The 20550-nt window shown below is 73.9% G+C and carries 14 protein-coding genes and 1 pseudogene; 9 read left to right on the top strand and 6 right to left on the bottom strand.

Features of this window, described 5'->3' with window-relative positions; genetic code table 11:
* The first annotated feature begins 19 nt into the window (after nt 1–19).
* Nucleotides 20–793, top strand: coding sequence for a sugar phosphate isomerase/epimerase family protein (locus ACFY60_RS08290; RefSeq protein WP_388609223.1), 774 nt, complete (start codon nt 20–22; stop codon nt 791–793).
* Between the two features lie 100 nt (nt 794–893).
* Here the strand turns inward: ACFY60_RS08290 and ACFY60_RS08285 are convergent, their stop codons facing one another.
* A complete protein-coding gene (locus ACFY60_RS08285; protein ID WP_388608880.1) occupies nt 894–1085 on the bottom strand; it encodes a hypothetical protein in 192 nt (63 codons plus the stop codon).
* Nucleotides 1086–1339: 254 nt separating this feature from the next.
* On the opposite strand from ACFY60_RS08285, the gene ACFY60_RS08280 reads away from it, so the two are divergent.
* Both ACFY60_RS08280 and ACFY60_RS08275 read left to right on the top strand, forming a co-directional pair.
* Complete coding sequence (locus ACFY60_RS08280; protein ID WP_388608878.1) at nt 1340–3553, top strand: ATP-dependent RecD-like DNA helicase; 2214 nt, start codon at nt 1340–1342, stop codon at nt 3551–3553.
* Nucleotides 3554–3732: 179 nt separating this feature from the next.
* Entirely contained in the window at nt 3733–5022 is a 1290-nt protein-coding gene (locus ACFY60_RS08275) for a citrate synthase (protein ID WP_309050782.1), read from the top strand.
* Between the two features lie 389 nt (nt 5023–5411).
* Here ACFY60_RS08275 and ACFY60_RS08270 read toward each other — a convergent pair whose 3' ends face one another.
* From ACFY60_RS08270 to ACFY60_RS08255, 4 genes are all read right to left on the bottom strand, one after another.
* Nucleotides 5412–7649: a heavy metal translocating P-type ATPase gene (locus ACFY60_RS08270; RefSeq protein ID WP_388608876.1), complete on the bottom strand. Its 2238-nt coding sequence runs from the start codon at nt 7647–7649 to the stop codon at nt 5412–5414.
* Nucleotides 7650–7717: 68 nt separating this feature from the next.
* Nucleotides 7718–7942, bottom strand: a complete 225-nt coding sequence (locus ACFY60_RS08265; protein WP_345281547.1) for a cation transporter — start codon at nt 7940–7942, stop codon at nt 7718–7720.
* A gap of 215 nt (nt 7943–8157) precedes the next feature.
* Nucleotides 8158–8355, bottom strand: a complete 198-nt coding sequence (locus ACFY60_RS08260) for a MerR family transcriptional regulator (protein ID WP_309050785.1) — start codon at nt 8353–8355, stop codon at nt 8158–8160.
* Between the two features lie 250 nt (nt 8356–8605).
* Complete coding sequence (locus ACFY60_RS08255) at nt 8606–9526, bottom strand: sugar phosphate isomerase/epimerase family protein (protein ID WP_388608875.1); 921 nt, start codon at nt 9524–9526, stop codon at nt 8606–8608.
* Between the two features lie 129 nt (nt 9527–9655).
* Here ACFY60_RS08255 and iolC point away from each other — a divergent pair.
* From iolC to mmsA, 4 genes and pseudogenes are all read left to right on the top strand, one after another.
* Nucleotides 9656–10624 (top strand): annotated as a pseudogene (gene iolC, locus ACFY60_RS08250) (5-dehydro-2-deoxygluconokinase); the annotation flags it as partial.
* Between the two features lie 21 nt (nt 10625–10645).
* The gene (gene iolB, locus ACFY60_RS08245; protein ID WP_388609221.1) at nt 10646–11605 is read left to right on the top strand and encodes a 5-deoxy-glucuronate isomerase; all 960 of its coding nucleotides are present in this window, start codon (nt 10646–10648) and stop codon (nt 11603–11605) included.
* 66 nt (nt 11606–11671) lie between these two features.
* Nucleotides 11672–13540: a 3D-(3,5/4)-trihydroxycyclohexane-1,2-dione acylhydrolase (decyclizing) gene (iolD, locus tag ACFY60_RS08240; protein WP_388608873.1), complete on the top strand. Its 1869-nt coding sequence runs from the start codon at nt 11672–11674 to the stop codon at nt 13538–13540.
* 11 nt (nt 13541–13551) lie between these two features.
* A complete protein-coding gene (mmsA, locus tag ACFY60_RS08235; RefSeq protein ID WP_388608870.1) occupies nt 13552–15054 on the top strand; it encodes a CoA-acylating methylmalonate-semialdehyde dehydrogenase in 1503 nt (500 codons plus the stop codon).
* Between the two features lie 59 nt (nt 15055–15113).
* Here the strand turns inward: mmsA and ACFY60_RS08230 are convergent, their stop codons facing one another.
* Complete coding sequence (locus ACFY60_RS08230) at nt 15114–16295, bottom strand: S8 family peptidase (protein WP_388608868.1); 1182 nt, start codon at nt 16293–16295, stop codon at nt 15114–15116.
* Nucleotides 16296–16773: 478 nt separating this feature from the next.
* Here ACFY60_RS08230 and ACFY60_RS08225 point away from each other — a divergent pair, with 478 nt between their 5' ends.
* Nucleotides 16774–19548: an alpha/beta fold hydrolase gene (locus ACFY60_RS08225; protein WP_388608866.1), complete on the top strand. Its 2775-nt coding sequence runs from the start codon at nt 16774–16776 to the stop codon at nt 19546–19548.
* Nucleotides 19545–20477 carry an ABC transporter permease gene (locus ACFY60_RS08220; protein ID WP_388608864.1) on the top strand — a complete coding sequence of 311 codons (933 nt, stop codon included), beginning with the start codon at nt 19545–19547 and terminating at the stop codon, nt 20475–20477. The genes ACFY60_RS08225 and ACFY60_RS08220 overlap by 4 nt, the downstream gene beginning before the upstream one ends.
* Nucleotides 20478–20550 lie beyond the last annotated feature (73 nt).

Here is a 20550-nt window from a genome sequence, read left to right as displayed (position 1 = left end):
CCGCTTCAGCATCAACCAGATGACGGTCAGGCAGCTGCCCCTGCCCGAGCTGGTCGCCGCCTGCGTCCGGCTCGGCGTCCCCGGCGTCGGCCTGTGGCGCGAACCCGTCCGGGAGTACGGGGTCGAGGCGGCGGCCGCGCTCGTGCGGGAGGCCGGGCTCGCCGTCACCACCCTCTGCCGGGGCGGCTTCTTCACCACCGACGGCTGGGAGGAGGAGAACCGGGCGGCGATCGACGAGGCGGTGGCCCTCGGCACCGACACCCTCGTCCTGGTCTCCGGCGGCCTCACCACCGCCTGCCCCGACCTGCCCTCGGCCCGCGCCCGGATCGCCGAGGCCGTCGGCGCGCTCGCCCCGTACGCGGGGGAGCGCGGCGTCCGCCTCGCCATCGAACCGCTCCACCCGATGTACGCCGCCGACCGCTGCGCCGTCTCCACCCTGGACCAGGCCCTGGACATCGCCGAACGGTTCCCGGCCGAGCAGGTGGGCGTCACGGTCGACACGTACCACCTCTGGTGGGACGACCGGGCCCCGGCGGCGGTGGCACGCGCGGGCGCGGCCGGCCGCATCCACTCCTACCAGCTCGCCGACTGGACGACCCCGCTCCCGGCCGGCGTCCTCACCGGCCGGGGCCAGCTCGGCACCGGCGTGATCGACCTGCGGGCCTGGTCGGAGCTGGTGGAGAAGGCCGGCTACACGGGCCCGGTCGAGGTCGAACTCTTCAACGACGACCTGTGGGCGAGGGACGGCGTGGAGGTCCTGGAGGAGACGCTGGCCGCCTTCCTGGACGTCTGACCGGCCGCCGCTCCGGTCCCGGTGCGGCGGGGCCGGAGCGGAGGCCTTCCCGCTCCCGGGGAAGGCGCGTACCCCGCCGGGGCCGCGGACCGGCCCCGGGTCACCTGTGCCCGCCGCCCCTGCCCTTGCGGGCGGCGGCCCGTTTGGTGATCACCGCCAGGGCGGCGGGGAGCAGGACCTGGAGGGCCCGGCTCACGGCGGGGGCGGGCAGGCCCGTCCGCTTCGCGATCGCCTTCGCGGCCGGCCTGGCGACCCGGTTCAGGACGACGCCGCCCATCAGTCCCCGGATCACCGCGCCTCCCCCCGCGTCCCCGTCCACGACGGTGCCCCGCCGTCCGCGCCCACCGGGCGCCGTCCGTACACGTTCCGCTCCCGCGTTTCGTCAGCCATGCCTCCCACGCTAGGCGCCCGCCCCGGCCCCGGCACCTCGGCGCCGCCCGCCGCCCGCCGGGTCGCCCCACCCGGCCTCCACCGGGCCGCCGTTGCCGTGCCCGGGACGTGCCGGGAGCCCCTCCCGCTGTCCGACCTCTTCGCTACGGTCGGGGCATGGTCAATCTGGCGGTGGTCGAGGGGGTCCTGGAGCGGATCACCTACGCCAACGAGGAGAACGGGTACACGGTCGCGCGGGTCGACACCGGGCGGGGCGCCGGTGATCTGCTCACCGTCGTCGGGTCGCTGCTCGGCGCGCAGCCGGGGGAGTCGCTGCGGATGGAGGGCCGGTGGGGCTCCCACCCGCAGTACGGGCGGCAGTTCACCGTCGAGAACTACACGACGGTGCTGCCCGCCACCGTCCAGGGCATCCGCCGCTACCTGGGCTCCGGACTCATCAAGGGCATCGGCCCCCGGATCGCCGAGCGGATCGTGGACCACTTCGGCACGGAGACGCTCGACGTCATCGAGAAGGAGCCGGAGCGGCTCGTCGAGGTCCCGGGGCTCGGGCCGAAGCGGACGAAGCTGATCGGGGCCGCCTGGGAGGAGCAGAAGGCGATCAAGGAGGTCATGGTCTTCCTCCAAGGGGTCGGCGTGTCGACGTCCATCGCCGTGCGGATCTACAAGCAGTACGGCGACGCCTCGATCTCGGTGGTGCGCGGCCGGCCGTACCGGCTCGCCGCCGACGTGTGGGGCATCGGGTTCCTCACCGCCGACCGGATCGCCCAGGCCGTCGGCATCCCGCACGACAGCCCCGACCGCGTGAAGGCGGGCCTCCAGTACGCCCTGTCGCAGTCCACCGACCAGGGTCACTGCTTCCTGCCCGAGGAGCGGCTCATCGCCGAGGCCGTGAAACTCCTCCAGGTGGACACCGGCCTCGTCATCGAGTGCCTGGCCGAGCTCGCCGAGGACCCGGAGGGAGTCGTACGGGAGACCGTGCCCGGCCCCGAGGGCGCCCCCGTGACCGCCGTCTATCTGATCCCCTTCCACCGGGCGGAGCTGTCCCTCGCCGGGCAGCTGCGGCGGCTGTTGCGGGCCGAGGAGGACCGGCTGGCGGCCTTCCGGGACGTGGCCTGGGACAAGGCCCTGGCGTGGCTGGCCGACCGCACGGGGGCGAGCCTGGCGGCCGAGCAGGAGCAGGCCGTGCGGCTCGCCCTGACCGAGAAGGTCGCGGTCCTGACCGGCGGGCCGGGCTGCGGCAAGTCCTTCACCGTCCGGTCGATCGTGGAGCTGGCCCGGGCCAAGCGGGCCAAGGTGGTGCTCGCCGCGCCCACCGGCCGGGCCGCCAAGCGGCTCGCGGAGCTGACCGGCGCCGAGGCGTCCACCGTCCACCGCCTGCTGGAGCTGAAGCCGGGCGGGGACGCGGCCTACGACCGGGACCGGCCGCTCGACGCCGATCTGATCGTGGTCGACGAGGCCTCCATGCTGGACCTCCTCCTCGCCAACAAGCTGGTCAAGGCGGTGGCACCGGGTGCCCACCTGCTGCTCGTGGGGGACGTGGACCAGCTGCCGTCGGTCGGCGCGGGGGAGGTCCTCGGCGACCTCCTCGCCCCGGACAGCCCCGTGCCCGCCGTCCGGCTGACCCGGATCTTCCGGCAGGCCCAGCAGTCCGGGGTGGTGACCAACGCGCACCGGATCAACGCGGGGATCCCGCCGGTCACCGACGGCCTGCCGGACTTCTTCCTCTTCGTGGAGGAGGAGACCGAGGACGCCGCCCGGGTCGCCGTGGAGGTGGCGTCCCGGCGCGTTCCGGCCAAGTTCGGCCTCGACCCGCGCCGGGACGTGCAGGTCCTGGCCCCCATGCACCGCGGCCCGGCGGGCGCCGGAGCTCTCAACGGTCTCCTCCAGCAGGCCATCACCCCGGGCCGGCCGGACCTGCCGGAGAAGCGGGTCGGCGGCCGGGTCTTCCGCGTAGGTGACAAAGTCACGCAGATCAGGAACAACTATGACAAGGGAGCCAACGGGGTCTTCAACGGTACGGTCGGCGTGGTGACCTCCCTGGACCCCGTCGAGCAGCGGCTCACCGTGCGGACGGACGAGGACGAGGAGGTGCCGTACGACTTCGACGAGCTGGACGAACTCGCCCACGCGTACGCGGTCACCATCCACCGCTCGCAGGGCAGCGAGTATCCGGCCGTGGTGATCCCGGTCACCATGAGCGCCTGGATGATGCTCCAGCGGAACCTGCTCTACACGGCTGTCACCCGGGCCCGGAAGCTGGTCGTCCTGGTCGGGTCCCGCCGGGCCGTCGCCCAGGCGGTCCGCACGGTCTCGGCGGGCCGGCGCTTTACCGCACTCGCCCACCGGCTCACAGGGGGCACCCTCGTGTGAAAGATCACGGGGGACTTCCGGAACCGGGGCGAAGGGGGCAGGATGAGCAGGTTGGCGGCACTGAGTGCCGCCAATTGGCCCAATGGTCGACCCCGAGTGCACTCTCCTGAGCCAAATGGGGGATGGTAGAGACAGTCAGGGCACCTCGAAGAAGAGGCACTACGTCGGTGAGGGATGACGTGAGCGACAACTCTGTAGTACTGCGGTACGCGGACGGTGAATACACCTACCCGGTGGTCGAGAGCACCGTCGGCGACAAGGGCTTCGACATCGGTAAACTCCGAGCCCAGACCGGTCTGGTCACCCTGGACAGCGGATACGGCAACACCGCCGCCTATAAATCCGCGATCACCTACCTCGACGGTGAGCAGGGCATTCTGCGGTACCGCGGCTACCCCATCGAGCAGCTGGCCGAGCGCTCCACCTTCCTTGAGGTGGCGTACCTGCTGATCAACGGTGAGCTGCCGAAGGTCGACGAGCTCGCGACCTTCAAGAACGAGATCACCCAGCACACGCTGGTCCACGAGGACGTCAAGAACTTCTTCCGCGGCTTCCCGCGCGACGCCCACCCGATGGCGATGCTGTCCTCGGTGGTCTCGGCGCTGTCCACCTTCTACCAGGACAGCCACAACCCGTTCGACGAGAAGCAGCGTCACCTCTCCACGATCCGGCTGCTCGCCAAGCTGCCGACCATCGCGGCGTACGCGTACAAGAAGTCGATCGGCCACCCGTTCGTCTACCCGCGCAACGACCTCGGCTACGTCGAGAACTTCCTGCGGATGACGTTCTCCGTCCCGGCGCAGGAGTACGAGCTCGACCCGGTCGTCGTGTCGGCCCTCGACAAGCTCCTCATCCTGCACGCGGACCACGAGCAGAACTGTTCGACCTCCACCGTCCGCCTGGTCGGCTCCTCGCAGGCGAACATGTTCGCCTCGATCTCCGCCGGCATCTCCGCCCTCTGGGGCCCGCTGCACGGCGGCGCCAACCAGTCGGTCCTGGAGATGCTGGAGGGCATCCAGGCCAACGGCGGCGACGTCGACTCCTTCATCAACAAGGTGAAGAACAAGGAGGACGGCGTCCGCCTGATGGGCTTCGGCCACCGGGTGTACAAGTCCTTCGACCCGCGCGCCAAGATCATCAAGGCGGCGGCGCACGACGTCCTCTCGGCCCTCGGCAAGTCCGACGAGCTGCTGGACATCGCGCTGAAGCTGGAGGAGCACGCGCTCTCCGACGACTACTTCGTCTCGCGCAACCTCTACCCGAACGTGGACTTCTACACGGGTCTGATCTACCGCGCGATGGGCTTCCCGACCGAGATGTTCACGGTCCTCTTCGCCCTCGGCCGCCTCCCGGGCTGGATCGCCCAGTGGCACGAGATGATCAAGGAGCCGGGTTCCCGCATCGGCCGCCCGCGCCAGATCTACACCGGCGAGGTCCTGCGCGACTTCGTCCCGGTCGAGGCCCGCTGACCGTCGCGTCGCGCCCCGGAGGCGGACCGAGCCCCCGGAAACAAGGAAAAGCGCCCCGCCGCCGATCCCCCCACGGGTCGGCGAGCGGGGCGCTTCCCATATCCCCGGTGCGGATTCCCCCCACGGGATCCGGGCCGGGCGTCTGCCGGGTTCAGCAGAGGCTGCGGGCGCGGTATGCCGGGGTACGTACGGGAGGGCCGCTCAAAGCTCCCCGTGCACGTGCCCCGGCCAGCGCTTGCCCGGGACGTCCCCCAAGACATCCCGTGAACGTCCCCCAAGACGTTCTTGGCATCGCCCACTTAGACCCGCGAGGGGCCCGGATGGTTACCCCCAAATATCTGTGATCTAGGTCTCCTTGTGAAGGTCCTGTGCGTCACGTGGAGGTCAATTCACGTGAAGTGCCGCAGCCGGAGACTGTGCGTGACGACGAACACGGACGAAAAGGCCATCGCCAGGCCGGCGATCATCGGGTTCAGCAGCCCGGCCGCCGCGAGCGGCAGCGCCGCCACGTTGTAGCCGAAGGCCCAGCCCAGGTTGCCCTTGATCGTCGCCAGGGTCCGCCGGGAGAGCCGGATCGCGTCCGCCGCCACCCGCAGATCGCCACGGACCAGGGTCAGGTCGCTCGCCTCGACGGCCGCGTCCGTCCCCGTCCCCATCGCGAGGCCCAGATCGGCGGTGGCCAGCGCGGCGGCGTCGTTCACCCCGTCGCCCACCATGGCGACCGTCCGGCCCTCCGCCTGGAGCCGCCGGATCACCCCGGCCTTCTCCTCCGGCAGCACCTCCGCGATCACCTCGTCGATGCCGACCTCCGCCGCGACTGCCTCCGCCGCCGCCCGGTGGTCCCCGGTGAGGAGCACCGGGCGCAGCCCCAGCGCGCGCAGCCGGGCGACCGCCTCCGCGCTGGTCCCCTTGACCGTGTCCGCGACGGTCAGGGTGCCGCGAGCCCGCCCGTCCCAGGCCACGTGCACCACGCCGGGCCCGGCCGTCCCCGGCACCTCGATCCCCTCGGCGGCGAGCAGGGCCGCCCGCCCGACGACCACCAGATGCCCGTCGACCGAACCGCGCACCCCGAGCCCGGGCACGTTCTCGAAGGTCTTCGGTACGGGCAGCTCGCCGAGCCGCGCGAGGGCGCCGGCCGCGACGGCCCGGGCCACCGGGTGCTCGGAGGCGTGCTCCAGGGCGCCCGCGAGCCGCAGCAGCTCGGCCTCGTCCGTGCCGTCGGTGCCGTACCGGCCCCCGTACACGCGCACCCCGGTCAGCTCCATGCGTCCCGTGGTGACCGTGCCGGTCTTGTCCAGGACGACCGTGTCGACGCGTCGCGTGGACTCCAGGACCTCGGGGCCCTTGATGAGGATGCCGAGCTGCGCGCCCCGTCCGGTGCCGACGAGGAGCGCGGTGGGTGTGGCGAGGCCGAGCGCGCACGGGCAGGCGATGATCAGCACGGCGACGGCGGCGGTGAACGCGGCCGCCGCGCCCTGGCCGGTGCCGAGCCAGAAGCCCAGGGTGCCGAGTGCGAGGAGCAGCACCGCCGGTACGAAGACGGCGGAGATCCGGTCGGCGAGCCGCTGGACCCGCGCCTTGCCGCTCTGTGCCTCCTCCACCATGTGGGCCATCCGGGCGAGCCGGGTGTCGTCGCCGACCCGGGTGGCCTCGACCACCAGGCGGCCGGAGACGTTCAGGCAGCCGCCGGTCACCGGGTCCCCGGCGGCGACGTCCACGGGCAGCGACTCGCCGGTGAGCAGGGAGGCGTCGACGGCGGAGGCGCCCTCGGTGACGGTGCCGTCGGTGGCGACCTTCTCCCCGGGCCGTACGACGAAGAGGTCGCCGGTCCGCAGGGCGGTGACCGGTACGCGGACCTCCGTGCCGTCCCGCAGGACGGCCACGTCCTTGGCGCCGAGGTCCATCAGGGCCCGCAGCGCGGCGCCCGCCTTCCGCTTGGCGCGGGCCTCCAGCCACCGGCCGAGGAGGAGGAAGGTGACGACCCCGGCCGCGACCTCCAGGTAGATCGCGGAGGCCGCGTCGGCCCGGTCCGCCGTGAGGTCGAAGCCGTGCCGCATGCCGGTCATGCCCGCGTCGCCCAGGAAGAGCGCCCACAGCGACCAGCCGAAGGCGGCCAGCGTGCCGAGCGAGACGAGGGTGTCCATGGTGGCGGCGCCGTGCCGGAGGTTGGTCCAGGTGGCCCGGTGGAAGGGCAGGCCGCCCCACACGACCACCGGCGCGGCGAGCGTGAGCGAGAGCCACTGCCAGTGGTCGAACTGGAGGGCGGGGACCATCGCGAGGAGGACCACCGGGACCGTGAGGACGGCGGAGACGGTCAGCCGTCGCCGCAGCGGGGCGAGCTCCGGGTCCGCCCCGCCGCCGGGGGCGTCCGCGTCCCCGGCGGGAGCGGAGGCGGGATCGGGCTCCGGGGGCGGGGGCTCCTCGGCGGTGTAGCCGGTCCTCACGACGGTGGCGATCAGCGCGTCGACCCCGACCTCCGGCGCGTGTTCGACGCGCGCCTTCTCCGTGGCGTAGTTGACGGTGGCGGTCACGCCGTCCATCCGGTTGAGCTTCTTCTCGACGCGGGCCGCGCAGGACGCGCAGGTCATCCCGCCGATCCGCAGCTCGGTGACGGTGGTGCTGGGCATGTGCGGTTCCAAAAGGGGAGCAGGGCCGTACCAGGCAACGGTACGGCCCTGCGGTGTGCGGAGTGGCGTCAGACCAGCTCGTAGCCCGCCTCGTCCACGGCGGCGGCCACGGCCTCGCGGTCGAGCGGCGCGGCGGAGACGACGGTGACCTCGCCGGTCTTGGCGACGGCCGTGACGGAGGAGACGCCCGGCAGCGCGGAGATCTCGCCGGCGACGGCCCCCTCGCAGTGGCCGCAGGTCATGCCCTTGACCTGGTACACGGTGGTGAGTTCGGTCTTCGTCTCTGCGGACATGGGGCTCTCCTCCTGGGGCTCACGTTGCGTACGGAACACAGATTATACCCCTAGGGGGTATGGCGCCACCGGGTCCGGGCCCGCGCCGCGCCGACCGGCGCGCGCGGAGGCGCCCGTCCAGTGTCACGCGTCGGCGGGGCGACAGGCCGACGCCGGGCCCCGGAGTGTTCCGGGACCCGGCGTCGGGGCGGGGAGGGCGGCCGGCCGCCGCGGGATCAGCCGCGCCGGTCCCGGTTGCCGGGCCGGCTGGCCACCCAGGCGCGGATGGTGTCCGCGTACCAGTAGGGCTTGCCCGACTCCACCTGGTCGGGCGGCGGCAGCAGTCCGTGCTTCCGGTACGAGCGGACCGTGTCCGTCTGCACCCGGATGTGGGCCGCGATGTCCTTGTACGACCAGAGCCTTCTGTCCGTCATGCCTGGCACCTCCCTGCTCGCCGCGCAGCGTGGCGGGGGTGCCGTTCGGGGGCGCTGCGGGCGGGCGTAGACGATCACTGAGCCTGTGCCCGTTGAACGACCCCTCCCGACAGGAGGAGAGCGGCTGTCGAACTCCTGTGACGTAAAACCCGCGTAACCAGGACATGTGTGACAGCGGGGCGACGCGCGTGACACAAGTGACGCACGCGCCCCACGGCGTGTCCGCGTGCGCGGCGGCCCGCCGGGCGGCTCAGTACCCGCAGGAGCGCAGGAAACGGCGGGTGCGCAGGGCGATCGGGTACGGGGTGTCCGGCTCGCACGGGTACATATCCTGCTCCACGATCGCGAACAGCTCCGCGTCGAGCCCCCGGGCCGCCGCCAGCACCGGTTCGAGGGCCGGCACCCCCGACGGCGGCTCGCACATCACGCCCCGCGCCACCGCGGGCCCGAACGGCAGCCCCTCCGCCAGCACCCCCGCCAGCACCTCCGGATCCACCTGCTTCAGATGCAGATAGCCGATCCGCTCCCCGTACGTCTCGATCAGCTTCACGCTGTCCCCGCCCGCGTAGGCGTAGTGCCCCGTGTCCAGGCACAGCGCCACCGCCTCCGGATCGGTGGCGTCGAGGAACCGGGTCACGCTCTCCTCCCCGTCCAGATGCGTGTCGGCGTGCGGATGCACCACGATCCGCAGCCCGTACCGCTCGCGCACCTCCCGCCCCAGCCGCTCCGTCAGCCCCGTCAGGTGCCGCCACTGCCCGGCGGTGAGCGTCGGCTCCTCCAGGATCTCGCCCGTCCGGTCGTCCCGCCAGAAGGACGGGATGACCACCAGGTGACCGGCGCCCATGGCCTGCGCCAGTGCGGCGTTCTCGGCGACGTGCGCCCAGGTCCGCTCCCACACATCGGGACCGTGGTGCAGCCCGGTGAAGACCGTCGCGGCCGACACCCGCAGCCCGCGCCGCCCGGTCTCCTCCGCGAGGACCGCCGGATCGGTGGGCAGATAGCCGTACGGGCCGAGCTCGATCCACTCGTAACCGGCGCCCGCCACCTCGTCCAGGAACCGCTGCCACGGCACCTGCCGGGGATCGTCGGGGAACCACACCCCCCAGGAGTCCGGTGCGGAACCGATGCGGATACGGGACGGCGACGGCGGGGGCGGCGACGGCTTCGTCATGCCTGCCACCTTGACCGGGGCCCGAGAGCACCGTCAAGACAGTCGTCCGAATGTCCGGACATATCGTTGACACGCCTCCCGACGGACCGTTAGACCTGGGGACGGGTCCGGAGGCGAGAGGTGGCACGGGTGGAGACGGAGCCGTACGACCTGATCGCCCTGGGGCGGGTCGGCGTGGACCTGTATCCCCTGCGGACCGGCGTCACGCTCGACCGGGTGGAGACCTTCGGCAGGTTCCTCGGCGGCTCCCCGGCCAACGTGGCCGTCGCCGCCGCCCGTCTCGGCCGCCGCACCGCGCTCGTCAGCCGCACCGGGGCCGACCCGTTCGGGGCGTACCTGCGCCGTGAGCTCACCGCGTTCGGGGTGGACGCCCGCTGGGTGACCGAGGTCGACGGACTCCCCACCCCGATCACCTTCTGCGAGATCTTCCCGCCGGACGACTTCCCCCTCCACTTCTACCGGCGCCCCAAGGCCCCCGACCTGGAGATCCACCCGCACGAGCTGGACCTCGGCGCGATCCGCGCCGCCCGCGTCCTGTGGACCACCGGCACCGGCCTGTGCGAGGAACCCAGCCGCACCGCCACCCTGGAGGCGCTCGCCGCCCGCTCCGGCCGCGAGGTGACCGTCCTCGACCTGGACTGGCGGCCCGCGTTCTGGCCCGACCCGGCCGCCGCCCGCCCGTACTACGCCGAGGCCCTGCGGCACGCCACCGTCGCCGTCGGCAACCTCGACGAGTGCGAGGTCGCCACCGGTGAGCGGGAACCCCGCGCCGCCGCCCGGGCGCTGCTCGCCTGCGGCCCCGGCCTCCGGCTCGCGGTCGTCAAACAGGGCCCGCGCGGCGTCCTGGCCGTCGCCTCCGACGGCACCGCGGTGGAGGTCCCGCCGCTGCCGGTGGAGGTGGTCAACGGGCTCGGCGCGGGCGACGCCTTCGGCGGGGCCCTCGTCCACGGGCTCCTCGCCGGCGGGGACCTGGAGCGGACCCTGCGCCACGCGAACGCGGCCGGCGCCATCGTCGCGGGCCGCCTCGCCTGCTCCCCGGCCATGCCGTCCGCGGAGGAGATCGCGGAGGCCCTGGCGAAGGGCACCGGCACGATCCCGGAGCGGGCCCCGCACCCGGAGGTGCCCCGGACCGCGCCGGGGGGACCGGGGGAGGGGGCTTCCCCGACCGCGCCGGGGGTTTCGGCGGCGCGGACTTCCCGAACCTCACCCGGTGCGATCCCGGAGCGGGGGCAGGGATCCGTCACGCGTTCCGACCCGGCCGGCACCGCCGCCCGCACGCTCCACCTGCCCGCCGGGACCGCCGCACGCGGCCCGTACGCCGTGCGCGTGGACCCGGAGGACGCCGGATGGGGGCACGCCGCCCTCCGGATCCTCGACCTCCCGCCCGGCGGAACGCACGACTTCGGCAGCGGGGACGCCGAATGGGCCGTGCTTCCCCTGTCCGGTGCCTGTACCGTGCGCGTCGACGGCGAGATCTTCGAACTCCAGGGCCGCGGCAGTGTGTTCGACGGCGTCACGGACTTCGCCTACGTACCCCGCGACGCCCACGCCCAGATCGCCTCCGGTGCGGGAGGCCGCTTCGCTTTGGCAGGAGCGAAGTGCGAGCGACGACTCCCCGCCCGCTACGGCCCCGCGCCGGAGGTACCCGTCGAGACCCGCGGCACCGGCAACCGCACCCGCCGGGTACGGAACTTCGCCTCGGCCGACGCCTTCGAATGCGACCGGCTCATCGCCGTCGAGGTCGTCACCCCGGGCGGCAACTGGTCCTCCTACCCGCCCCACAAGCACGACGAGCACCACCCCGGCACGGAGTCGGTCCTGGAGGAGATCTACCACTACGAGATCCAGGGCTCCGGCGGCTACGCCTACCAGCGGATCTCCCCCTCCCGCCCCGGCGGCGCCGACCTCCTCGCCGAGGTCCGTGCCGGTGACACCGTCCTCGTGCCCGACGGCTGGCACGGCCCCTCGATCGCCCGGCCCGGCCACGACCTCTACTACCTCAACGTCATGGCGGGCCCCGGCCCGGAACGGGAGTGGCGGATCCGCTTCCACCCCGACCACACGGAGGGATACCGGTGACACGCCGCCCCGGCCGTACGGAGGGACGCCGGTGACCCGTCACAGCGACCGCACGGAAGGACCCCGGTGACCCGTCACACCGTCGCCCAGGCGCTCGTCCGCTTCCTCGCCGCCCAGTACACCGAGCGCGACGGCGTCCGGCACCGGCTCATCGCCGCCACCTGGGGCATCTTCGGCCACGGCAACGTCGCCGGCCTCGGCCAGGCGCTCGTCGAACACCGCGACCTCATGCCCTTCCACCAGGGCCGCAACGAACAGGCCATGGTCCACGCGGCCGTCGGGTACGCCCGCCAGAGCGACCGCCTCTCGGCGCACGCCGTCACCACCTCCATCGGCCCCGGCGCCACCAACCTCGTCACCGGCGCCGCCCTCGCGACCGTCAACCACCTGCCCGTCCTGCTCCTCCCCGGCGACACCTTCGCCACCCGCCCCGCCGACCCCGTCCTCCAGCAGCTCCAGCTCCCGACCGCCGGCGAGGTCTCCGTCAACGACTGCCTGCGCCCGGTCTCCCGCTACTTCGACCGCGTCGACCGGCCCGAGGCGCTGATCCCGGCCGCCCTCGCCGCCGTCCGCGTCCTCGCCGACCCCGCCGAGACCGGCGCCGTCACCCTGGCTCTCCCGCAGGACGTCCAGGCCGAGGCGTACGACTGGCCGGAGGAGTTCTTCGCCGAGCGGATCTGGCGCGTCCGCAGGCCGCGGCCCGACACCGCCGAACTCGCCGCGGCAGCCCGGGCGGTCCGGGAGGCCGAGCGGCCCCTCGTCGTCGCCGGTGGCGGCGTCCGGTACAGCGGCGCCGAGGACGCCCTGCGGGCCTTCGCCGAACGGGCCGGCCTCCCCGTCGCCACCACCCAGGCCGGCAAGGGCGCCCTGCCGTACGACCATCCCTGCGAGGTCGGCGGCATCGGCCACACCGGCAGCGCCACCGCCGACGACCTCGCCCGGAGCAGCGACCTCGTCATCGGCGTCGGCACCCGCTACACCGACTTCACCACCGCCTCCGGCACCCTCTTCGCCCCCGGCACCCGCTTCCTCAACCTCAACATCACCGGCTTCGACGCCCACAAGCAGGCCGCGCTGCCGCTCGTCGCCGACGCGCGCGAGGGACTCACCGCCCTCACCGAGGCGCTCGCCGGCCCCCGCCCGCCGGCCCCCGCCGGCCCGTACCCCTGGACCGCCGCCAAGGACGAGTGGCAGCGGCGTACCGACGCCGCCTACGCCGCCCCCGACCCGGCCGCCCGGCCCACCCAGACCCAGGTCCTCGGCGTCCTCGACACCCTGGCCGACGCGACCGACATCCTGATCAACGCCGCCGGCTCGCTCCCCGGCGACCTCCACAAGCTGTGGCGCACCCGCTCCCGCGACCAGTACCACGTCGAGTACGGCTACTCCTGCATGGGCTACGAGATCCCCGCCGCCCTCGGCGTGCTCCTCGCCGCCCCCGGCCGTCCCGTCTGGGCCCTCGTCGGCGACGGCACGTACCTGATGAACCCCACCGAGATCGTCACCGCCGTCCAGGAACGCCTGCCGCTGAAGCTGATCGTGCTCCAGAACCACGGGTACGCCTCCATCGGAGGCCTCTCGCAGGCCGTCGGCGCCGAGCGGTACGGCACCGACTACCGCTTCCGGGACCCGGACGGCGGCTTCACCGGACCGCCGCTCCCCGTCGACCTCGGCGCCAACGCGGCCTCCCTCGGGATGCGGGTGCTGCGCCCCCGCACCGTGCGTGACCTGCGGGAAGCCCTCGCGGACGCGCGGGAGGCGACGGTTCCCACATGTGTCTACGTGGAGACCGAAACGGCAGACACAGTGTCGGGCGCGCCCCCCGCCCAGGCGTGGTGGGATGTGCCCGTGGCCGCGACCTCGACCCGCCCGTCGGCGGTCGGGGCCCGCGAGGAGTACGACCGGCACGTCACCGCCCGACGCCGCCATCTGTGAAGGAGCACGCAATGACGAAGACCGTCCACCACTGGATCGGTGGCAAGACCGTCGAGGGCACGTCGGGCAACTGGGGACCCGTCACCGACCCGGCCACCGGCGCCGTCACCACCCGCGTCGCGCTCGCCTCCGCCGAGGAGGTCGACGCCGCCGTCGCCGCCGCCAAGGACGCCTTCGCGACCTGGGGCACCTCGTCCCTCGCCCAGCGCACCACCATCCTCTTCGCGTTCCGCGCGCTGCTCGACGCCAACCGCGACGCCCTCGCCGAGCTGATCGTCGCCGAGCACGGCAAGGTCCACTCCGATGCCCTGGGCGAAGTGGCGCGCGGCCTGGAGATCGTCGACCTGGCCTGCGGCATCACCACCCAGCTCAAGGGCGAGCTGTCCACCCAGGTCTCGAACCGGGTCGACGTGGCCGCCATCCGCCAGCCGGTCGGCGTCGTCGCCGGCATCACGCCCTTCAACTTCCCGGCCATGGTGCCGATGTGGATGTTCCCGATCGCCATCGCGACCGGCAACACCTTCGTCCTCAAGCCGAGCGAGAAGGACCCGTCGCCCTCCCTGAAGATCGCGGAGCTGCTCGCCGAGGCGGGTCTGCCGGACGGCGTCTTCAACGTGCTCCACGGCGACAAGGTGGCCGTCGACCGGCTCCTGGAGCACCCGGACGTCGCCGCGGTCTCCTTCGTCGGCTCGACGCCCATCGCCCGGCACATCCACGCCACCGCCTCCGCGAACGGCAAGCGCGTCCAGGCCCTCGGCGGCGCCAAGAACCACATGCTGGTCCTGCCGGACGCCGACCTGGACGCGGCGGCGGACGCGGCCGTCTCGGCGGCGTACGGCTCGGCCGGCGAGCGCTGCATGGCCATCTCCGCCGTCGTGGCCGTCGGCTCCATCGGGGACGAGCTGGTGGAGAAGATCCGCGAGCGTGCCGAGAAGATCAAGATCGGCCCCGGCGCTGACCCCGCCTCGGAGATGGGCCCGCTCATCACGGCCGCCCACCGCGACAAGGTCGCCTCGTACGTCCACGGCGCGGCGGACGAGGGCTGCCAGGTCGTCCTGGACGGCACCGGTCACACCGTCGAGGGGTACGAGGACGGCCACTGGATCGGCCTCTCCCTCCTGGACCACGTGCCGACCACGGCCGCTGCCTACCGGGACGAGATCTTCGGCCCGGTCCTGTGCGTACTGCGCGCCGAGACGTACGAGGAGGGCGTCGCGCTCATCAACGCCTCGCCGTTCGGCAACGGCACCGCGATCTTCACCCGCGACGGCGGCGCCGCGCGCCGCTTCCAGCTGGAGGTCCAGGCCGGCATGGTCGGCGTGAACGTGCCGATCCCGGTGCCGGTCGGCTACCACTCCTTCGGTGGCTGGAAGGACTCCCTCTTCGGCGACCACCACATCTACGGCAACGACGGCGTGCACTTCTACACGCGCGGCAAGGTGATCACCACCCGCTGGCCGGACCCGTCCGAGGCCCCGGCGGGCGTGGACCTGGGCTTCCCGCGCAACCACTGACATCCGGGCACACGAGGGGCCCCCGGGGCGTGCGCCCCGGGGGCCCTCGCCGCGGGCGGTTACCAGCGGGAGTACAACAGCCGGTTCGGGGAGCCGGTCCGCGGGTCCTGGACCTTGCCGGCCGTCGCGTTGGCCGCGAGGGCGGAGCTCACCTGGGCCGGGGTGGCCGTGGGGTGGGCCGCCAGGTAGAGGGCCGCGACGCCCGCCGTGTGCGGGGCGGCCATGGAGGTCCCGGAGATGGTGCTGGTGGCGGTGTCGTTGTCCTTCCACGCGGAGGTGACCGAGACACCCGGCGCGAAGAGGTCCACGCAGGTGCCGTAGTTGGAGAAGGAGGCCCGCTTGTCGGCGGAGTCCGTGGCGCCGACGGTGATCGCCTCGGGGACGCGGGCGGGGGAGTAGTTGCAGGCGTTCGCGGGCCAGCCGAGGATGTTGCCGTTGCCCGCGGCCACCGCGTAGGTGACACCGGAGGCGATGGACCGCTTCACGGCGTCGTCGAGGGAGGCGTTGGCCCCGCCGCCGAGGCTCATGTTGGCGACGGCGGGCTTGACCGCGTGGGCGGTGACCCAGTCGACGCCCGCGATGACGCCGGCCGTGGTGCCGGAGCCGCTGCAGTTGAGGACCCGTACCGCCACCAGCTTCGCGCCCTTGGCCACGCCGTACTTCGCGCCGCCGACCGTGCCCGCGACGTGGGTGCCGTGGCCCTGGCAGTCCTGGCCGTTCTGCCCGTCGCCGACCGTGTCGGTGCCGACCGTGGCCCGGCCGCCGAACTCGCTGTGCGAGGTGCGGATGCCGGTGTCGATGACGTACGCCGTGACATTGGACGCCGTGGTGTCGTACGTGTACGTGGTCGACAGCGGCAGGTCGCGCTGGTCGATCCGGTCCAGGCCCCAGGTGGCGCCGTTCTGGGTGTCGGTGATCCGCACGGTCGTGTTCTGCTCCACGTACGCGACCCGGGGGTCGGCGGCGAGCTCGGCGGCCCTGGCCTTCGACAGGGTGGCGGAGAAGCCCTTGAGCGCGGCGCGGTACTCGTGCCTCGGGGAGACACCGAGGTCGGCGGCGCGGGTGGAACCGTCCTTCAGGACGACGATCCAGCTGTTCTCGACGGCGGTGGCGGCGGGGGCGAGCCGCAGGTCACCGAGGGCGGGGGCGCTGCGGGCGGTGGGGGAGACGGCGAGCTGGAGGCCCGCGGCGAGCGCCAGGGCGGGGACGAGGGCGGCGAGGCGGCGGGGGATCCGATTCATGTGGGGGGCACCTGAACCTTTCGTCGGCCGGAGGTGTCCCACAGAGTGACGCGTTGTCATGTGCAACACAAGGGTGCGGTCCGGTCGTCCTCCACCTCCTCACCGAACGTCCGCCCCCCGCTCTCCGAACCACCGCGAGGTGCCGCTCGTCGGGGGAGCACCGGCGGCGGGCGCTTTCCGAAGGGGCACGGGAGAGGCCGGTTTCGAGGAGTCCCGCGCGGGGGTGGGAGCCGGGCGGGTTTCCGAGGAGTCCCGTGTACGGGCGGGGGACGGGCCGGTCCTCGGGGCGGCGCCGTCCGTTCCGTCCCTCGGCGCCGTCACCCGGAGAGGGCGACGCACCGGGCCGCCTCCCGGGCGCCGGGCGCACCCGCGTACCGCGACCGCGGTACGCGGGTGCGCCCCCGTCCACCTCAAGGAGGCCGGGGAACTCCGCCCCCGGACAGCCGCGCCGTCCCCGGGCGACGCCTAGGCTCGTTCCATGCGACTCCGACTTCCCCGGTGGGGCCCCTCCCGGTGGGCCGCCGTGACCGCCGTCCTCGCCGTCCTCGCCGGCGCCGGCACCTGGACCGCCGTGGCCACGGACGAAGCGCCGCCCGTGCACCGCGCGGACCGGGCGCTCGACATGGACGGGGTGCGCATCGACACCTCGTACTTCACCGGGGGAGGCACCGGCCGGCGCCCCGCCGTGCTCCTCGGCCACGGCTTCGGCGGGTCCAAGGACGACGTCCGGGCCCAGGCCGAACGGCTCGCCCGCGACGGGTACGCCGTGCTCACCTGGTCCGCCCGCGGGTTCGGCGCCTCCACCGGCCGGATCGGACTCAACGACCCCGACCACGAGGTCCGGGACGTCCGGAAACTGATCGACTGGCTCGCCGCCCGGCCCGAGGTCCTCCTCGACGCCCCCGGTGACCCGCGCGTCGGCGTCACCGGCGCCTCCTACGGCGGCGCGATCTCCCTGCTCGCCGCCGGCCACGACCCGCGCGTCGACGCCATCGCGCCGCAGATCACCTACTGGAACCTGGCCGACGCCCTCCTGCCGAACGGCGTCCACAAGAAGCTCTGGGCCGGGATCCTCTTCTCGGCGGGCGCCACCCCCGCGGGGCCTTCCGTCCCCGCGCGCCCGGCCGACCCGGCCACCCCGCCCGCCGGGCAGGCGGATCCGGGAGCCGCCCCGGGCGGCGCCGCGGCCCGTACGGCCGCCGGCACCCCGGGCGCCGCCGCCGGGCGGGCCGACGCCTGCGGCCGGTTCACCGCCGAACTGTGCGCCCTCCAGCGGCGCGTCGCCGTCTCCGGCACCCCGGACGCCGCCGCCCGCGCCCTCCTGGAAGCCCGCAGCCCGTCCGCCGTCGGCTCCCGCATCAAGGCGCCCGCGCTCATCGTCCAGGGACAGAGCGACTCCCTCTTCACCCTGGACCAGGCCGACGCCATGGCCCGCACCCTCACCGCCAACGGCGCCCCCGTCGCCGTCGACTGGATCGCGGGCGGCCACGACGGCGGAGACCGCGAGACCGACCGTGTCGAACGGCGCGTCACCACCTGGTTCGACCGCTGGCTGAAGCGCGACACCTCCGTCGACACCGGCCCCGCCTTCCGGGTCAGCCGCGCCGGCGGCGTCGACTCCACCGACGGGCAGGCCACCCTGCGCGCGGCCACCGCCGACCGCTACCCGGGCCTCGCCGCCGGGGTCCGCGCCGTCCCGCTCACCGGGCCGCCCCGGCCCTTCGCCAACCCGGCGGGCGCCGCCCCGCCGGCCGTCTCCGCCGTCCCCGGCCTCGGCGGCGGGCTCTCGGGCCTCTCCTCCCTCGGCGTCGGCGTCGCCCTCGACTTCCCCGGCCAGCACGCCCGCTTCGACGCCGCCCCGCAACGCGAACCGCTCCGCGTCACCGGCGCGCCGACCGTCCGCGTCAAGGTCACCTCCACCGCCCCCGACGGCTCCGCCGTCCTCTTCGCCAAGGTGTACGACGTCGGACCCGACGGGCGGCAGCAGATCCTCCCGGCCCAGCTCGTCACCCCCGTCCGGGTCGAGGACGCCGCCCGCGGCCGGAGCCTCACCCTGAGCCTCCCGGCGATCGACCACGAGGTGGAGGCCGGCCACCGGCTGCGGCTGGTCCTGGCCGCCACCGACCTCGGTTACGCCTCGCCGGTCGTGCCCGCCACGTACACCGTCGCCGTCGAGAGCCCCCTCGCCGTCCCGACCGCACCCGGTGTCGACACCCAGGCGGCCGCGCTGCCCTGGTGGGTGTGGGGCCTGCCGCTCCTCGGCCTGGCCGTCGCCGCGGCGCTGCTGCTCACCGCCCGCCGCAGGACCGCCGCCCCCGCCCCCGACCCGGACCTCGCGGCCGTGCCGCTGCGGATCACCGGCCTGTCGAAGAAGTACGCGGGCGGCGACCGGTACAGCGTCCGCGGGCTCTCCTTCGGCGTCGAACAGGGCCAGGTCCTCGGGCTCCTCGGACCGAACGGCGCGGGGAAGACCACCACCCTGCGCATGCTCATGGGGCTGATCACCCCCGACGAGGGCGAGATCAGGATCTTCGGCCAGGCCGTCCGGCCCGGCGCCCCCGTCCTCTCCCGGGTCGGCGCCTTCGTCGAGGGCGCCGGCTTCCTGCCCCACCTGTCGGGGCGGGAGAACCTGGAGCTGTACTGGAAGGCCACCGGCCGTCCCGCCGAGGACGCCCAGGTGGACGAGGCCCTGCGCATCGCCAACCTGGGCGGCGCGCTCGAACGGGCCGTGCGCACCTACTCGCAGGGCATGCGCCAGCGCCTCGCCATCGCCCAGGCCATGCTCGGCCTGCCGGACCTGCTCATCCTGGACGAGCCGACCAACGGACTCGACCCGCCGCAGATCCGCGAGATGCGGGAGGTGATGATCCGCTACGCGGCCGGCGGGCGCACGGTCATCGTCTCCAGCCACCTCCTCGCGGAGGTGGAGCAGACCTGCACCCATCTCGTCGTCATGGACCGCGGCCGGCTCGTCCAGGCCGGGCCCGTCGCCGAGATCACCGGCTCCGGCTCCACCCTGCTGGTCACCCTCGGCGGCGACGTCCCCGACGCCCTGGTCGAGAAGGTCGCCGCCCTGCCCGGCGTCGGCTCGGCCACCCGCGCCGACGGCGGACTCCTCGTCCGCCTCGACGGCACCGACGCGACCGCGCTCATCGGTGAACTCGTCCGCCTGGACGTGCCGGTGACCGGTGTCGGACCCCACCGGCGCCTCGAAGACGCCTTCCTCACCCTGATCGAAGGAGGAGCCGCATGAGCAGCGCCCCCGGCCCGCTCACCGACCCGGCGGCACCGGGTCACCCCGCCGGTCCCCACGCCACCGGTACCGGCCCCGGCCCCGTGGAGGCCGCGCCCGGCTACCGGGCCGGCCGCACCCTGCCTCTGCGCGTCGAGGCCCTGCGCCAGTGGAAGCGCCGCCGCACCCTCGTCATGGGCGGGGTGCTCGCCGCCCTCCCCTTCGTCCTCATCGTCGCCTTCGCCATCGGCCGCCCGGACGGCGAGGGACCGGACAACCGCATCACGCTGATGGACACGGCGACCGCCTCGGGCGCCAACTTCGCCGCGACCTGCCTCTTCGTCTCGGCCGGCTTCCTCCTCGTCATCCCGGTCGCCCTCTTCTGCGGGGACACGGTCGCCTCCGAGGCCGGCTGGTCCTCGCTGCGCTACCTCCTGGCCGCACCCGTCCCCCGGTCCCGGCTGCTCGCCTCCAAACTGGCCGTCGCCCTCCTCTACAGCGCGGCCGCGATGCTCCTCCTGCCGCTCGTCGCCCTCGCCGCCGGCACGGTCGCCTACGGCTGGGGCCCGCTCCGGCTGCCGACCGGCGGCTCCCTGCCCGCCACCGACGCCCTGCTGCGGCTCGCCCTCGCGGTGGCCTTCGTCTTCGTCTCCCAACTGGTCACGGCCGGGCTCGCGTTCTGGCTCTCCACCCGCACCGACGCCCCGCTCGGCGCGGTCGGCGGAGCTGTCGGGCTCACCATCGTCGGCAACGTCCTCGACGCCGTCACCGCCCTCGGTGACTGGCGCGACTTCCTGCCCGCGCACTGGCAGTTCGCCTGGATCGACGCCCTCCAGCCGCAACTGGAGTGGGGCGGCATGGTCAAGGGAGCCGCGATCTCCGTGACCTTCGCCCTGATCCTCTTCGCCCTCGCCTTCCGCGGCTTCGCCCGCAAGGACATCGTGTCCTGACGGCACCCCGGCGACCCCGGGCCGGCCCCGGACGGGACCCGCCGCCCGCCCTCCCCGGCACGGCAACCGCCCC

The organism is Streptomyces sp. NPDC012827 (assembly GCF_042900905.1).
Classification (GTDB): domain Bacteria; phylum Actinomycetota; class Actinomycetes; order Streptomycetales; family Streptomycetaceae; genus Streptomyces; species Streptomyces gulbargensis.
The sequence above is the reverse complement of the archived record's forward strand: the minus strand, read 5'-3'. Positions and strand labels throughout refer to the sequence as shown.

What these genes read in the sequence shown, in the direction of transcription:
- ACFY60_RS08230 (WP_388608868.1), bottom strand. Translation starts at nt 16,295, where the DNA reads ATGAATCGGATCCCCCGCCGCCTCGCCGCCCTCGTCCCCGCCCTGGCG.
- ACFY60_RS08255 (WP_388608875.1), bottom strand. Translation starts at nt 9,526, where the DNA reads ATGACGAAGCCGTCGCCGCCCCCGCCGTCGCCGTCCCGTATCCGCATC.
- ACFY60_RS08260 (WP_309050785.1), bottom strand. Translation starts at nt 8,355, where the DNA reads ATGACGGACAGAAGGCTCTGGTCGTACAAGGACATCGCGGCCCACATC.
- ACFY60_RS08225 (WP_388608866.1), top strand. Translation starts at nt 16,774, where the DNA reads ATGCGACTCCGACTTCCCCGGTGGGGCCCCTCCCGGTGGGCCGCCGTG.
- ACFY60_RS08265 (WP_345281547.1), bottom strand. Translation starts at nt 7,942, where the DNA reads ATGTCCGCAGAGACGAAGACCGAACTCACCACCGTGTACCAGGTCAAG.
- ACFY60_RS08280 (WP_388608878.1), top strand. Translation starts at nt 1,340, where the DNA reads ATGGTCAATCTGGCGGTGGTCGAGGGGGTCCTGGAGCGGATCACCTAC.
- ACFY60_RS08220 (WP_388608864.1), top strand. Translation starts at nt 19,545, where the DNA reads ATGAGCAGCGCCCCCGGCCCGCTCACCGACCCGGCGGCACCGGGTCAC.
- ACFY60_RS08290 (WP_388609223.1), top strand. Translation starts at nt 20, where the DNA reads ATGACGGTCAGGCAGCTGCCCCTGCCCGAGCTGGTCGCCGCCTGCGTC.
- mmsA (WP_388608870.1), top strand. Translation starts at nt 13,552, where the DNA reads ATGACGAAGACCGTCCACCACTGGATCGGTGGCAAGACCGTCGAGGGC.
- ACFY60_RS08270 (WP_388608876.1), bottom strand. Translation starts at nt 7,649, where the DNA reads ATGCCCAGCACCACCGTCACCGAGCTGCGGATCGGCGGGATGACCTGC.